The sequence below is a fragment of the Bradyrhizobium sp. LeoA1Lang genome, from assembly GCF_055413685.1.
Genome location: NZ_JBVAPG010000185.1, coordinates 1 through 14,526 on the forward strand (window position 1 = coordinate 1; position 14,526 = coordinate 14,526).

General features: G+C 64.1%; 10 protein-coding genes and 4 pseudogenes. 6 read left to right on the forward strand and 8 right to left on the reverse strand.

Annotated features, from left to right (window positions below; genetic code table 11):
* Window positions 1-263: tyrosine-type recombinase/integrase (locus ACZYOF_RS36895; RefSeq protein ID WP_463718839.1), on the forward strand; the 263-nt coding region annotated here is incomplete at its 5' end.
* Between the two features lie 119 nt (window positions 264-382).
* Window positions 383-649, forward strand: coding sequence for a type II toxin-antitoxin system VapB family antitoxin (locus ACZYOF_RS36900; protein WP_130584276.1), 267 nt, complete (start codon window positions 383-385; stop codon window positions 647-649).
* Window positions 650-1,197: 548 nt separating this feature from the next.
* Here the strand turns inward: ACZYOF_RS36900 and ACZYOF_RS36905 are convergent.
* The 5 genes from ACZYOF_RS36905 to repA form a co-directional block, all read right to left on the reverse strand.
* Entirely contained in the window at window positions 1,198-1,563 is a 366-nt protein-coding gene (locus ACZYOF_RS36905) for a hypothetical protein (RefSeq protein ID WP_463718840.1), read from the reverse strand.
* A complete protein-coding gene (locus tag ACZYOF_RS36910; RefSeq protein ID WP_463718841.1) occupies window positions 1,536-1,814 on the reverse strand; it encodes a hypothetical protein in 279 nt (92 codons plus the stop codon). The genes ACZYOF_RS36905 and ACZYOF_RS36910 overlap by 28 nt, the downstream gene beginning before the upstream one ends.
* A gap of 79 nt (window positions 1,815-1,893) precedes the next feature.
* Window positions 1,894-3,219, reverse strand: a complete 1,326-nt coding sequence (gene repC / locus ACZYOF_RS36915; protein ID WP_463718842.1) for a plasmid replication protein RepC — start codon at window positions 3,217-3,219, stop codon at window positions 1,894-1,896.
* Window positions 3,220-3,388: 169 nt separating this feature from the next.
* On the reverse strand, window positions 3,389-4,408 hold the full coding sequence (gene repB / locus ACZYOF_RS36920) for a plasmid partitioning protein RepB (protein WP_463718846.1): 1,020 nt from the start codon (window positions 4,406-4,408) through the stop codon (window positions 3,389-3,391).
* Window positions 4,409-4,480: 72 nt separating this feature from the next.
* Window positions 4,481-5,668 (reverse strand): plasmid partitioning protein RepA, encoded by a 1,188-nt coding sequence (repA, locus tag ACZYOF_RS36925; protein ID WP_130584041.1) that lies wholly within the window; start codon window positions 5,666-5,668, stop codon window positions 4,481-4,483.
* A gap of 879 nt (window positions 5,669-6,547) precedes the next feature.
* Between repA and ACZYOF_RS36930 the strand changes: the two genes are divergently transcribed.
* Entirely contained in the window at window positions 6,548-7,669 is a 1,122-nt protein-coding gene (locus tag ACZYOF_RS36930; protein WP_463718843.1) for an RHE_PE00001 family protein, read from the forward strand.
* A 672-nt stretch (window positions 7,670-8,341) separates the two neighbouring features.
* Here the strand turns inward: ACZYOF_RS36930 and ACZYOF_RS36935 are convergent.
* The 3 genes and pseudogenes from ACZYOF_RS36935 to ACZYOF_RS36945 form a co-directional block, all read right to left on the reverse strand.
* A pseudogene (locus tag ACZYOF_RS36935) lies at window positions 8,342-8,791 on the reverse strand (TniQ family protein); the annotation flags it as partial.
* Window positions 8,788-9,666 carry a TniB family NTP-binding protein gene (locus tag ACZYOF_RS36940; RefSeq protein ID WP_463718844.1) on the reverse strand — a complete coding sequence of 293 codons (879 nt, stop codon included), beginning with the start codon at window positions 9,664-9,666 and terminating at the stop codon, window positions 8,788-8,790. The gene ACZYOF_RS36940 and the pseudogene ACZYOF_RS36935, both read right to left, overlap by 4 nt.
* Window position 9,667: 1 nt before the next feature.
* Window positions 9,668-11,307, reverse strand: a pseudogene (locus tag ACZYOF_RS36945) (Mu transposase C-terminal domain-containing protein).
* 238 nt (window positions 11,308-11,545) lie between these two features.
* Between ACZYOF_RS36945 and ACZYOF_RS36950 the strand changes: the two are divergent.
* The 3 genes and pseudogenes from ACZYOF_RS36950 (at window position 11,546) to traI (ending at window position 14,438) form a co-directional block, all read left to right on the forward strand.
* Window positions 11,546-12,693 (forward strand): annotated as a pseudogene (locus tag ACZYOF_RS36950) (RHE_PE00001 family protein).
* Between the two features lie 165 nt (window positions 12,694-12,858).
* Window positions 12,859-13,269, forward strand: coding sequence for a hypothetical protein (locus tag ACZYOF_RS36955; RefSeq protein ID WP_463718845.1), 411 nt, complete (start codon window positions 12,859-12,861; stop codon window positions 13,267-13,269).
* 546 nt (window positions 13,270-13,815) lie between these two features.
* A pseudogene (gene traI / locus ACZYOF_RS36960) lies at window positions 13,816-14,438 on the forward strand (acyl-homoserine-lactone synthase).
* Window positions 14,439-14,526: the final 88 nt, after the last annotated feature.

The following is a 14,526-nucleotide window of genomic DNA, read 5'->3' on the forward strand; positions in this document are numbered from 1 at the left end:
CGGATCGCCTGGCCGACCAGCAGGTCGCCCGGCTGGTCAAACGCGCGGCGCTGGCCGCCGGGGTGCGCGCCGATCTGCCGGAAGGCGAACGCGAGGAAAAGTTCGCCGGCCATTCGCTGCGCGCCGGTCTCGCCTCCTCGGCCGAGGTCGACGAGCGCTATGTGCAGAAGCAGCTCGGCCATGCCAGCGCGGAGCAAACCCGCCGCTACCAACGGCGGCGCGACCGGTTCCGGGTCAACCTCACCAAAGCGGCGGGCCTGTGACCGGGGAACAGTCCCTCCCCTCCTCCGGACACGACGGCCCACGGAGCTGACGGGCAGTTCCCCGCGGCCATTTGGATATCCAAATCTGGATATGATAGATATCTTCGAGGAGATATCTCATGCCCCTCTTCATTCGTGACGCTCAGGTCGACGACCTCGCCAGCCGGCTCCAGGCCATGACAGGCTCGCGGACCAAAACAGAAGCCGTGCGCCTCGCGCTGGAGCACGAGATCAAGCGCCAAACCGAGAATATGCTGCCGAGCCAACGAATCGGCAATGCTCTCGCGATCGTCGCTGGCATTCGGGCCAACGCTGCGGAGCGCGGCCTTGCCGGCACGGACGATTTCGACATGAAGGCCTTCACCGACGAGATGTGGGGCGTCTGATGTTCCTCGATGCCTCGGCCATTGTTGCTATTCTCGGCGGCGAACCCGATGGGCCCGAGCTCGCCGGCCGCTTGAACGGCTCGAAAACGGGCTTCTTCGTCTCACCCCTCGTATTGTTCGAGGCGTCCGCATCGCTTTCGCTTGCCGCGAAGCTCGCCCGCGAAACCGGCTTACCGCGCGACGCCGCCCTCCTCGCCAAGGCGGAAACCGCGGTGCGGGAATTCGTCACCTCGCTCGGCGCCCAGGAAATGTCCGTCTCGCCGGATATGGTCGCAAGGCCCTCGAAGCGGCGCAGACCTATAGCTGCCTGGTCGACCATCCCGCGCAGCTCAATTTCGGGGACTGCTTCGCCTATGCCTGCGCCAAGGCCTACCGAATCCCGCTCCTCTACAAGGAAAGCGACTTCGCGCAGACGGATCTCCGATAGCGACGGGCAGCTTTGCGGAAGGAGGCGGGCCGGTAGTGGCATGTTGGATCCTCCGCCCCTCGCCAGGTCGCGTCATTTTGGCCTGGGAAGCGGAAATCGCGCAAGCCGTACCCCTCTCCACTCACGAATTCAGGCTCGGTCGACGCGGCAACTCAGGCGACGCACGCATATTCCTCATCACCTCACCCATCGCCATTTGGAGCTCGTCCTGGGCGTCGTTCAGTCCGACATGGCCGGTGTAAGCCGCGAGTGCCGCGAATTTCAGTGCGGCTAACATGGCAGCTTCGCTGCCCAGCTCCCGTGAGACCTGCTTCGCCGGATGTTTCTCCAGCACAAAAAGTGCCGACTGGGTGATCGTTTGCCCGATCTCGTCGATCAGATCGTCGAACGCAGCAAGCTCAAGATCGTCTTCCGAGCGGCTCGGCCGCGGCAATGGCGGGGTGTTTCGGACGGCCAGTGTCATTTCGCCGACCACCTCGTCCACCAAGCCACGATCTCGCCGGCGCGGGCATCGAGCTCGTCCCAGGGGATACGCCGTGTCCCGAGGCCTTCCTGCGCGCGATGCTCCGCCGGGGTTCGTGCCGCGATGCGGGCGTTGATCGCGAGACCTGAGCGATCATCGCCAAAAATCGTCATGATCCGCACCCGAGCCGGGCGGTCGCTGAGGCTGCGCAGCTTCTCGGCCCGTTCAAGCGCTGCCGCAATCGCGCCGCCGACGGATGTCGTCTCTCCGGTCAAATCGCCCTCCCCCATCTCTGCCCGGAAACCGTAGCCGAGTCGTCTCCAACGACGGAGTCATTCCTGGCGCGGTTTCGGGTCATTTCGGCCGCCTCGACAGTGAGGCGCGCAATTCGGCGCTGGCCTGAAAGGCGCCCGTTTGGCTAGGCTTCCCCGGCTCGAATCTGGCGGGACCGCCCGCGGGTGGCGGTAGTGGCTTCGCCCCGTCGAGCTTGGCACGCAGCAAGGCCATGATCATCGGCCAGACCGAGAATTTCCCGTCCTTGGCACGGTCGGTCAGGCTGCGCAGATAGCCGCCGGCGCTGCTGATCTGGTCCGCTTTCTGGTGGATCGCGGCCAGCGTGATCGCGGCCTGCTGGTCGCCGAGCACCGCCCGCGCGTCGTGCCAGGCGCTCGGGCTGATCCCCAGCATCGGCCGGGCAAGCTCCGCCGCGGCCAGCAAATCCTTCCAGTGCCGGATTTCGCCGCCTTTGATCAGCCAGCGCATGTTGGGGCAGGCATCCAGCACAATTCCGAGCGGCAGCTCGCGTTTCGGCAAGCTCCGCAGGTTGTGGTTCGCCGCGGCGTTGCCGCCCGCTTCGTTCTCCCTTGGCAGGCTTCTTTCAGATTCAGATGGAATATCTGGGTTTGAATTCTGTATGTGGCGACCAGAATGGGACTCATTGGCGTCCAGATTCTGTGTTTTCGCAAACGTTTCCAACAGCTCACGGATCTCGCGCCAGAGCGTTTCCATCTCGCCGCCGATGCTCTCCAGGAGCTGCCGTGGTGCAGTCCGGGGAATCCGCCCGGCGATCCCTTGGTAAGCCTGCAGAAACCGCTTCCAGTTTCCCGGCACGCCCTCCTGAACACCGGCTTCGATCATCTTCACGATGTCCCGGCGCAGGATGGTCAGGCGCTCCTTGGCTACGCGGAACGCCTTCTTCTCGACCTGGACGGTTTCCGCGAGCGTCTTGTACTCCTCGGCACGAGCCACCATCGGCGCCAGGTCAAAGCCATAGGCCTGCTCGATTTCTCCGCCATGCCCTTTGCGCGCAAAGCGCTTGCCGTTCGGGCTGTCCCTGCGAATGATCAGACCGCAGTCGACCAGGACGGCGAGATGCCGGCGCAGCGTTGTCGGCGGCATCCCGTTGGCCCGCGCCATCAACTGCTCGTTGGAGGGCCAGACGATCAACTCGCTGTTTGCCTCGAGCACGGTCTCGGGATGGAATGACAACAGCGCGTGCAGAATCGTGAGCGCACGGTCGGTTGCGCCGAGAACCTGGCGCGCCTCCTTGATGTGCTGAAAGACGTGCCATTTGTGAACAATGGCCATCTCAGGTTTTGCCTTCGCGGCCAGCTGGCTTGAAATCATGCCGAGCGTCATCGGCCGCCGCCCAAAGGGCGTCGTTGATATGGGTGTCTGCATTTTCCTTCACCTGTCGCTAGGCAAAAGAAGTCAGCCCTCCAAAAACGAGCGCATTACTGCGTTCGTTGGACTTGACACCGATTCGCGGAAGTGGGATTCTGCCAGTCGCCAAACATAACAGAGAAGGGCTTCCGGAACCTCGTTTCGGGGGCCTTTTTCTTTTGCGGGATTAGCCTCCAGTCTCCTGTGAGATCGTCTCTCTGTGGAAAGCTTCGTAAAGTTGATCGAGGTTTTCCGACAGATACTCGCCGAACGCGCGGGCGTCAGACGTCTTTGCCTTGAGCGCCAACGTGAACTTCTTTCCCTCGGCCGAAATTTCCGCCGAGAGCGCATTATCCTGGGGTGTCCAGCTTCGCTTACTTGTCTGGTTCTGCTTGCGCGACGGCTTCGACTTCAATTTGCGAACCAGGAAGTCGAACCGTGCATCACTCGACAGCGCGGAGAAGGCATCCTCCCGAATAGTCTCGAGAGCGCGCTCCTGGTTTGCCGGACTATCGAGCAGCAGCTTCAACTCATACCAGCGATCCCGGCCGACGTTCTTCGCTTGGCCTATGGCATCCAAGATGGGGGAGGGCAGGCCCGCGACCGACAGCATCTTTGAGAGTGTCGTCCGGTCGATCGAGAGCGCGCTCAGAATGATTGCGTTGTCGTCGTCGTAGCGAAAGCGCACAACGTCGGCGGCGAAGAGGGCGCGATCGATGAACGGAACGTCCGCACGTGCAGCGTTCTCTTGACCAAGCGCAAGCACATGGTCTCGATCCTCGATGTCCTTGACGACGGCTCGCACCTTTCGGCCGAGGGCCTGAGCGACTTTCCAGCGGCGATGTCCGAAGACCACCATGTAGCGGCCGGCCGACTTTGGATTCGGCCTGACCAGAATAGGGGAGTCCTGGCCGCGCTCGCGGATTCGCTCCAGCAGCTGGTTGAATTCGGCTTCGTCGTCAGCACGACGATCGCGGACGAACGAAGCGTCGATCAAGTCGGGCTCGAGCTCAACGACCGTTTCGCCCTCTACGAGCTTGTCAGCCCTCGCCGCAAGCTCATCGATCGACTTGAGGAGCGAGCGCGACGCGCCCTTGGCCGCATAGTCAGACACCGGGCGGGACGGCCGCTTTTGATCGGCGGCGACGTCCTCAACGACATGCCGCTGATCGTCAAGAATGTTGGCGAAGGGGTTTTTACGAGCCATGACCAAGCCTCTTATTTTGCCTTAGGCTCTTGAAGTCGCAGAGGTTTTCGGCGGTTTTGACTGCGGTCAACATTACAGACGCCCCCACGCCCGGTGGATGAGCGCCTGAATCTCGAAATTCACTGCGTCCAGCGCCTCAACAGCGCGATCGTAGGTATCCCGATTGAAGCTGCCGCGCTCGACCTCATAGAGGGTCTGCTTCGTCAGCCCTGCATCCGAGATGGCGGTCGACTTCAGCATGGGGTTCTTGAGGATCTCCTCGGCTAGCATCGACTGCATGAAGCCGAGCATTTGGGTCTGCGGAACATCCGTGGGTTCGTATCGGGTGATCAGATAGCGGAGCCAATCGATCTTGACCGCCGCGCCCTTCTCTCGGATAGCCCTCACGAAGTTTCCAAGCATGAGCAAGAATTGGCTCATGGACATGAGGTCAAGCATCTGCGGATGCACCGTGATCAGAACAGATGTGGCAGCGGTCAGCGCCGTCAATGTCAGGAAGCCGAGCTGGGGCGGGCAATCGATAACCACCACATCGAATCGATCGTCCACTTCCTCAAGCGCCCGGCCGAGGCGTTCATAGAACCGCTTTCCCTCGTTCGAGCTCTGCATCGAGAGGGGCGTGTCGTACTCGTATTCCTGAAGCTCAAGATTCGCTGGGATGATATCGAGCAAAGGGAAGTTGGTCGGCAGAATGACGCTGGCGACTGGCCGACGCTTTTCGTCGTACCGGATCGCGTCGTAAAGTGATGGATTTCGATCGAGCTCCGGCTGAAAGCCGTGAAGCGCAGAGAGCGAGGCCTGCGGATCGAGGTCGATTGCTAGTACACGATGTCCAGTCAGCGCCAAGTGCTGGCTGAGATGAGCAGCCGTCGTGGTCTTCCCGGATCCGCCTTTGAAATTGACGACGGCGATCACCTGGAGCTTCTCGCCGGGCTTGCGGAACGGAACGTATTTTTTCGCGTCGGATCGACCGTTCTTATCAAGGTAGTGCCGGAGCTCGATCATCTGTTCGGCCGTGTACAAGCGCCGACCGCCAGTCGCGATGGTAGGCTCCGGACCTTTTTTTTCGAGATGTAGCCTCTTGAGGTTGTTCGGAGTAATGCCGAGATAATGGGCGACTTCCGACATCGGGAAGAGACGCAGCGTCTTCTTCGCGTCCGGAGGAAATTTCTCCAGGCGAAGCTGATCGAGCTTCCGCGAGATCTCGTCGCCTTGGGAGAGGATTTTCTCGTCAAACTCGAATGTCGGGAGCAGTCCCATCCGAATCCATCCGCCTAAGAAAATGGCGCCATAAATGACAAAATGCGCCGATCAGGCGCCAGTATGGGGGATTCGGGCTGTCTGGCAAGTAGTTTAAGGTTAACAGCATCTTAACGGCCGTTCGCGATCGCATGGAACGAGGGAATGATTCGTTAGGAATCGCCCAATCTTATCGTAGACTTGCAAGCAATCTCGGAGTGCGCCCGCGTCGTTTTCCGACCCCGTTAATGCTACAGTCAAATGACCCCTACTGCCCCCGACTCGAGCTGCCAACCGACCAAATCCGACACCGAAAGCGCGACTCACCGCGACTCGGCCCACCCGGTTAATCCAACGAAGGATACGAAGCTCTCATCACCATGCTGACTTGCTCCGTCGCAACGCAGGATTCGGCGAATGTTGGCAATCGCGATTGACGCGAATCTGCATGGCAGAGGGGTCTATGCTCGATGAGATGCATTCGCTGAGAGCCAACGTATTCGTCGGCCGGCCGGCTGGTAAGGATTGAGTAGGGTTGCGAGGTGAGTGGTAAGATGCGCTACCATGCGTCGTACGACGGCGGCGGCGGCTCGCGCCGGACGTCCAACACGATCAACAAAAGGATCCGCAGGGCGAGAGCAATCGCTGTGACGGAAGCGATTGGTCTGATAGCTTCCGTTCGAGCGATAGTCTCTAAGGTTATCAAGGCCTTGTGTCGGCGGGCTTAGTTTCGTGAACCGGTGCCTAGTGGCGCGAACCGGCTGCGTTTATGTCGCTTTCCGTTAGCGATTTCAATTTGCAACGCTTAGCGGAAAATCGGCGCCGGCTTTTCACCTTGCGATTTCAGCGAGGGAAAAACTTCCGTCATGAGCGAACCTCATCTGCCAAGCCGGCCACCCGATGCCCCCCTTGAGCGCCCACCTTCCCGATCCGCTGCCGTGGCGCGAGCTCGCGCGGCCGCTGGTGCGCGCCGAAGACGCGCTGGCGCGGCTCGACGAGCGGCTGCGAACAAGCCCCATTCGCGACGGCTGGATCACGAGAACCGACTTCGCCGACGCCGCCGCCGCGCTGTGGCTCGAGGGCGAGCTCGTCCACATCGAAGACCTCGTGCTGCACGACGCCGGCATGGACATCCGCGCGCCCACCCACGAACTCGCGCGCGCCCATGCCATCTTGCGCGCGCGCCGGCGCATCGCCGACGCCGCACCCGACTGGGCGCTGTCGCCCGCCGGTCTTGAGGCGCTGCGGGGCAGGGCAGGGGCGGTGGATACATCGGATCCCGAGGTCGAAGACCCCGAACCGGTCGAGCACGACGAGGCGTTCGATCTGCCGAACGCCGACGACGAGGAACTTTCGGAACTGTTCGCCTCGGTCGACGCGGCCATCGCCCAGGCCGACAAAACCCTCGCCGGCGAGCGGCGTCCACCCGCGCCAGCCGCCGGCGAGCGCGATCCGCTCATCTACGACCTCGACTGGGACGAGGACGCGCGCCTCGCGGAATGGCGGGCGATCATCGATCAGACCCGCGACCTGCCGCCGGCCCTCGCCGCCGCGCTTGTCCACGAGGCCTGGAGCGCGATCGAGCCTTTGCCGCGCGCGCCCGGCCTCGGCCGCCTGCTCACCGGCGCGTTGCTGCGCGACCGCAGCAAGACCCGCGCGCATCTGCCCTGCCTCGCCGAGGGCGCGAAGGCCGTGCCACGCGAGCGTCGCCGAAACCGCGACGCGGCGACACGCCTCGTCGCCGAGCTCGAGACGATCGCCGCGGCGGCCGAAGAGGGATTGAAGCAGCACGACCGCTGGCTCCTCGCCCGCACGCTGCTCCTGCGAAAACTCGACGGCCGCCGCTCCACGTCGCGGCTGCCGGAGCTCATCGAGTTCGTAATCGCAAGGCCGTTGGTCTCAGCCGGCATGATCGCCAAAGAGCTCGACATCACGCCCCGTGCCGCCCAGAATCTGGTGGCCGAGCTGGGCCTGCGCGAGGCGACGGGCCGCGGACGATATCGGGCGTGGGGCGTCTTGTGAGCGCGTAGTGATCTCGGCCCGCGTTCGCGTCGGCGACTCCGCGAGGCGCGCGGGCGTCGCCGAGACGCGCACACCCGAGGCGTCGACCGCCAGAGTGTTGTGCAGGTCGACGCCCCGAAGCTTCGAGCGCGAGCCGTCGCCAACGGCGCGAACATAGGCCGCCAGCAAAGCCGCGAGGTCGACGCCAGGCGGCTGCGCTCGCGCAGACCGCGGCGATCCCTGACGCGCGTCGATGAAATCCGCGAAACGCGCGATCAACCCGTCACTGCCGCCTGCGGCCATTGTTGGTCGACGGCGCCGGACGAAGGCAGCGGCCCCAGCGGCCATGAGCCTATCGTCGGCCCTTTGCGCGAGCTGCTCGAAGCAACGGATTCGCGCCGACGCCGACAGGTTGGCGAGCGGCCGACCAGAGCCGACGCCGGCGAGGACTGGAACGCGCAGCAGGCGCGCGACCCATTCGTGGATCGCCGACGAACTCTTGGCGATTTCCGCCTTGCAGATATCGTCAATCGACCGCTCCAACCGCTGTGCCGCCGCCTCGACCGATATCTTGGCTCCGCGGCGCAAGTCGAAACCGCAGCGCACGCAGACATATTGCGGGATCAACTCCGTCTGAGCGAACGGCGCTATCCCGCTGCGGCAGGCGGGACATCGGTCCCGCAGCCCGCAGCCATGCCGGAAGCAGGATATCCGCGACGCGAGTCGCCATGACCGCCGGAAATAAGGAGCGCGATCATCGGCAAGACACAAAGCGCAATACTGGATCCAAGTCGAACGGCTACGGCGCGTGGTGTCACGTAAGGGCAGCAGAAGCGGCGCCAACGCCCCATCCGTCATCGCCATCTCCGATATCGCCTCGGGCGCAACACCCGTCCGAACGCCGAGCCAGGCCGCGAGGTCTTGGGAAAGGCGCAGATCGAGGCTGGGGGACCACATCCCGCCGCCCGGTCCGAGCACGCCGGCGAAAGCCCGCGGCGCGACGCCGTTCGCGATCGCGAGGCGATGGAGCCAGCTCGACAGCAACTCGTCGGGCTGCGGGTCGACGGCCGCTGGCCACCGATCCCCAACGACATCCTGGTATCGTTCGCGGATCTCAATGGCGAACCCCGATCCGCCGCTCACAGCAGATCATCGCGCAGCCGCGCGCCGCGGCGTCGCGACACCGGGACGTAATCCAGCTCGTCGATTAAGGCTTGGGTGATCCGCTCCGCGCCGGACCTCGCCGCCGCGACCGCCGCCGTCGTGATGATCGCCACGATCTCGCCGATCAACCCTTCCGAAAGCCGGAAGATCTCTCGCGCGAGTTTCTCTTCCGACAGATCGGAACGGCGCGGGAGCGGCAGGGCGCTTTCCAGACTGTCGAGGAGCGCGAGGAACTCCTCGTCATAGCGCCATCGCGGCGCGGCGAGCAGTTGGAACCGGCTCGCCATTTCGTCGGTCGCGTTGATGAAATCGTACACCGCGACCTCGCCGATCAGAACCGACGATATGTCGAACTGACGGCCGATCCGTCGCAGGAACGCCAACACCGCCTCCACGTCGCGCGATCGGCCGCGCAGCGCGTTGTGGAATTCGTCGAAAATCAGGACTTTAGGTTTCAGGCCGTCCAGCAGATGATCGACCTGCTCGGCCTTGCGGCCGACGTCCCGGCTGTTTCCCGTCGGCGCGCGCAGTGCGCGCAGGATGCTTCCGTAGAAGTGTGCGAGTCCGGCGCCCTCGCGCGTCTGGAGCACCCACACCCGCTGCGACTCGCAGGCTTTCAGATGCGCGACGGCGAAGCGCTCGGCGATCATCGTCTTGCCGTTGGCGTAGGGCCCGACCAGCATCAGACCGCGAGTGCGCAACGACGGAGGCCGGCACAGCAATTCTTTCAGCCGCTCGAGCGCCTGCCTTGCACCGTGGTGTCCGATCCAACGCGGCGCCCGGATATAGGCGATGCGGTCCTCCAGGCTACAGTCGAGATACGGGCGAACATGATCGAGCAGATGGTCGACCATCTCACCAATCCTCGACCGGCAACCCGCGCTTTTCGCGGACCGAACATTCGGCTGGACTGGCAGGCGCCGACGGGCGCATGGCCTCATAGGGTTTGCCAGCCTCGGCCGCGAGAGTCCGGCGCACGGCATCGCGCAGTTCGACCTTCGACGGCTTCGATCCGCCGACGATCTCGGCGATCCGACGTTGAAACTTCACCTTCTCCGTGTCCGATCGCGCGTTCACGGCGCGTCGACGAGCGCGGTCGCCTTCGTGCTCCCAAAGCGTCGTCGGAGCGAGCCGCCCATCGCGTCGCCCGACGGACCGAAACTCCCTCGTTTCCGGATCCCGGACATAGACGTGGCTGATGTCGCGGGGGTCGTATCGCACCTCGAGCCGGCCGAGACGGTCGCGCCGCGGGACCAGGCCGCCCAGCCACGGCGAATAGTAGTCCAGCGCGAACAGGCTGACGCCTTGCGGCGAAAGCCGCCGCTCCGCTCCGGGCAGGAACGCCAGCACGACCCGCGCCGGGTCGTCCTCGAAACGCGGAAGATCCTGGCTGTGTTGCGCCCATTCCACCGCCGGCGCCTTCAACGTCTTCGCATTCTGCTGCAGATTGTGATCGATCACGGCGAGCGCCACGCACCGCTCGAGGTCGGCGAAACTCAGCCGAGCGCGCCGCTCCGCGGGATAGCCATCGCGGTCCGCCACGGATCGACCCGTCGACCCCGGGTGCATCGCGAGTACGGCATTGAGCTTCCCGAGCAGCCGTTCGACCACCCCGCCCTCATGGACGCGGCCGCGATCGCGGTAGCGAATGCGGATGCCATAGTCCTCGCAGCCGCGCTGGAAAGCGCGCCCTTTGAACTCTTTCGCGGAGTCGGTGACGAGCTGCCGCGGTCGTCCGAACATCGGCCAGCGATCCTCGATGCCGCGCGCGGCCAACCAATCCTCCTTCGGGCACATCGCCTGCGCGTGGCATAGAGCGACGGACAGCGCCGACGGCTTTTCGAGGGTCAGGCAGAACCCGAGTATGCTGCGCGTCGCCACATCCGCGACGAGGGTCAGGTACGCCCTGCCGACGAAGACGCCTTCGCCCTCCACGACCTCCACGAACTGGATGTCTGTGGGCGTGTGATCGATCTGACAAACCTCCAGCGGCTTCGACGCGCGGATATATCCGGGTCTCGATTTGAGCCGCAGCAGATGCTTCGGGTTCGCCGACCGCTTCTTGGCGATTTCTTCAGGGCTGAACAGCGACGGAATGCGGCGGTCGACAGCGCCGTAGGAGGGCGCAGCCAGCCCGGCCTCCTCGCAACGGGCGCGGATTTCGGCCACGACAGGCGCAAGCGGCGGCGCCTCCAGCGTCAACCATTGCGCTTGCAAGGTCGCCGCGACAATTTCCTCGACTTCATCGCGAGCCGCTTTTTCCTCGCGCCGTTCGTGCGCGGCAGCAGCGACGACACCCGTCGGTCGACGCGATAGCGCGCCAGCAAATTATAGACTTGCCGCGTCGAGAGGCGCAGCTCGGCGGCCGCCCGATCGACCGCCGTTCGATGCGGGTCTGCCTCATCGAGGATCCTGTCGAGTTCGCGCGCAACGCGGCGCGCCGCCAGCCACGCCTCCTCCGATGGCGGCGCAGACGCAGACGCGGTTGTTCGGATTTGGGGTCGGTGCGGCAATTCGAGCGGTCACTGAAATCGCTAGCGGAAAATTCAGCTCGCTTTAGACCCTAAACCTAAACAACATATGACGTTTTCGCCGTTGAAATTGGGAAGTGAAAGCGACAGTTTACGGCATATTGCCGTGTGCGAGCGACTAAGGAACCAACCTACTGGTCGGAAGCCTCGAATTTCTTGAACAGCCCAAGACGCCGGATTTGCGATTGAGGGAGCATCGACATTGCCTTCCAGCTACCAGATTCCCGATCCGCTGCCTTGGGCCGCCATCGGCGGCCCGCTCGCCGCCGCCGAGGATTCTTTGGCCCGCCTCGACGAGCGCCTCGCCAAAAGCCCGATCCGCGACGGCTGGATCGCACGCACCCACTTCACCGATGCCGCGGCCTGCCTATGGCTCGAAGGCGAGCTCGTCCACTTGGAAGATCTCGTTCTCCACGACGCACACGTGGACGTCCGCACCCCGACCCATAGCTCACCCGGGCGCACGCCGTACTGCGCGCGCGTCGGCGGATCGCGGCGGAAAAGCCCGACTGGGCGCTGTCGGCAGCCGGCCTTGCCGGTCTGTGCGGCCGGGAAGGAAAGGGCGACCCGAAAGAGAGGCTGGGCCTCGAGAGGCGAGAGCTCGGCGTCAATGAAGGCGAGACAGCAGACGACGAGGGCGCTGTGTTGGTCTCGGGCGCCAGCGAGATCGATGAGGGGCTCGCCGCTGCCTTTGCCGCAGTCGACGCCGCGATCGCGGAAGCCGACCGAACCCTCGCTCGTGAAACACGTGGTCCGCACCTCACGCGCCTGGAACGCGACCCGCTGGTCTACGATCTGGACTGGGACGAGGACGCCCGTCTCGACGAGTGGCGCGCGATTGTTGCGGCAAGCCGCGCACTGCCGCCGGCCTTGGCGGCAACAATCGCGCTCGAGGCCTGGAGCGCGATCAACCCGCTGGAGCATACGCCCTGGCTCGGCCGGCTCTTAGCCGCAGCGCTGTTGCGGGACCGCGGCAAGGCGCGCTGCCATCTGCCCTGTCTGCACGACGGGTTCAAAGCCATCCCGCGCGAGCGGCGGCGACCACGGGACGCGGCCTGCCGACTCGCCGTGCAGCTCGAGGCGATCGTGGCCGCGGCCGAGGCGGGGCTGAAAGATCACGACCGCTGGCTGAGCGCAAAAAACCTGCTCGCCCGCAAGCTCATGGGCCGCCGATCCACCTCTCGGCTGCCTGAGCTGCTTGATTACGTGCTGACCCAGCCGATCGTCTCGGCCGGCATGATAGCGGCGGAGCTCAAGATTACACCGCGCGCCGCGCAGGACCTGGTCGGCGAACTCGGCCTGCGCGAGGCGACCGGGCGAGAACGATACCGGGCGTGGGGGATTCTATAGAGTGTATCGGGTCGGATCAGGGTCGACCGTACCAAAGGCACTGTTATCGCCAGTCGTGGCGTCTCCCGCAAAAGACCAGCTACATGGATCAACCCGCATGGCCAAAATTCAGCTATCCCAACTTGGCCCGCCCTGTGGCATTGTTGTCCTGATCAGAGGGACACAATGCCAAAGCGGATTCCGCTGGACCCCAAGCTGCCGAAGGCCTTCAACGCGACGCCGAATGAGGCACGAAGCAAGGCGGAGCTCGATGCATGGTGGGATCGTCCTTACGGCGTCACCTTGTCGGATGGCCGCATCGAGGTGCGGTGCCTGAATGGCGGGGCGTGGGACCGTTCGACTCATCTCGGCATCGCGGATAATTACGATGCGGCCTGCGCATTGGCCGAAGCGAAGCAAGCAGAATGGCTGAGATTCCGCGAGCGCCCGTCCGTCTGTTTCGACGCAGACCAAGTCACAGTCGTCCGGCAGGCACAGCGGCCGGACGAAGCGCCGCAGCAACTGGCGACGTTTCCCACGGCGGAGGCAGCAACTGACTACCTGCGCGCCAACCACCCCGAACCGTGGCGGCCATGATCGCCGCTCTCGGCCAGAACGGCGAGAGCGGTGGTGCCTTGGTCGCGGAGCTCGGACTGCGCGAGGCGACGGGGCGGGGAAGCAACCTTCGATTTCCTGCTGACGCGGTTTTAGTGCCGCGCGACAACCCTTAGAGGGCTCGCCGGCGTCTCTCAGGAGAGAGATCATCCTCATTGGAGAATAGCCGTGCGGTGTGGCGGGCGTCGCGCGAGCGCCCAGCGGTTCCGACACGAAAGACTCGATCGAGACGGCGATCGAGAAAACGCGGGCGGAAGATCGCTGAGACTGCCCTCGCGACAGGTGGCTTCGAGAACCTGGAACTGGTTTCCCTCAGTGTCGCCGCCGGAGCGTTAAGCACGAGACTATAGCAGGCGCCTCCGCATCAGTCGGATTCTGCGACGGCAAGAGTGCCGCGCAAAGGCGCGAGAGGCGGCGCCAGTTTCGGCGACAGCCAACAACAGCCCCCGTTAATGCTACAGGGGACATGAACCCGCGCTTGATGCTGACTTGCCTCCGTTCACCAGAACGCGACGGGGGATTCGGCGAATGCAAGCAATTGCCATTGATGCTAACGAAAACGGCGGATTGGGGTCTCTGCTCGATGAGATGCATCAGTTGCGCGCCCGGGTGTTCGCTGGCCGGCTCGGTTGGCGGGTAAAGATCGAGTACGGCCGCGAGCGCGATGAATACGACGCCCTCGACCCGACCTACATCCTGGCCCTGACCGACCGCGGCGACGTCGCCGGCTGTGCCCGTCTGCTTCCGAGCACGGGCCCAACCATGTTGTCGTGGACCTTCCCGCAACTGCTCCCGGGCGGCCGGCTACGGGGCAAATCCACCATGGTCGAGAGTTCACGCTTTTGCGTCGACACGCGAGGCGAGGGGAGGGGAGGCCGGTTCCTGCACGAGGCCACGCTGACGATGTTCGCGGGAATCATCGAGTGGTCGATGTCGAACGGCTTCGACGAGATCGCCACGGCAACGGATGTGCGGCTCGAACGCATCCTGCAACGGGCGGGCTGGCCGATGACGCACCTTGGCGGCGTGGAGCTCATCGGCGAGACCATGAGCGTCGCCGGCATCCTGCCGGCCGACCAGGCAAGCTTCGATGGGTCTGCCCGCCTGGCTATCGGTCCGACCTGCGCCGCGTTCAGCGCGTCGCTGCGTGAGCGATGGCGGGCGATTGCCATGACCGAACTTCCTTCGCATCCGCGGCTTGTCCGCAAACTCCAGGACGCGCTTGGCGACCAGATCTGC

What these genes read in the sequence shown, in the direction of transcription:
- ACZYOF_RS36900 (WP_130584276.1), top strand. Translation starts at nt 383, where the DNA reads ATGCCCCTCTTCATTCGTGACGCTCAGGTCGACGACCTCGCCAGCCGG.
- repC (WP_463718842.1), bottom strand. Translation starts at nt 3,219, where the DNA reads ATGCAGACACCCATATCAACGACGCCCTTTGGGCGGCGGCCGATGACG.
- repB (WP_463718846.1), bottom strand. Translation starts at nt 4,408, where the DNA reads ATGGCTCGTAAAAACCCCTTCGCCAACATTCTTGACGATCAGCGGCAT.
- repA (WP_130584041.1), bottom strand. Translation starts at nt 5,668, where the DNA reads ATGGGACTGCTCCCGACATTCGAGTTTGACGAGAAAATCCTCTCCCAA.
- ACZYOF_RS36930 (WP_463718843.1), top strand. Translation starts at nt 6,548, where the DNA reads ATGCCCCCCTTGAGCGCCCACCTTCCCGATCCGCTGCCGTGGCGCGAG.
- ACZYOF_RS36940 (WP_463718844.1), bottom strand. Translation starts at nt 9,666, where the DNA reads ATGGTCGACCATCTGCTCGATCATGTTCGCCCGTATCTCGACTGTAGC.
- ACZYOF_RS36955 (WP_463718845.1), top strand. Translation starts at nt 12,859, where the DNA reads ATGCCAAAGCGGATTCCGCTGGACCCCAAGCTGCCGAAGGCCTTCAAC.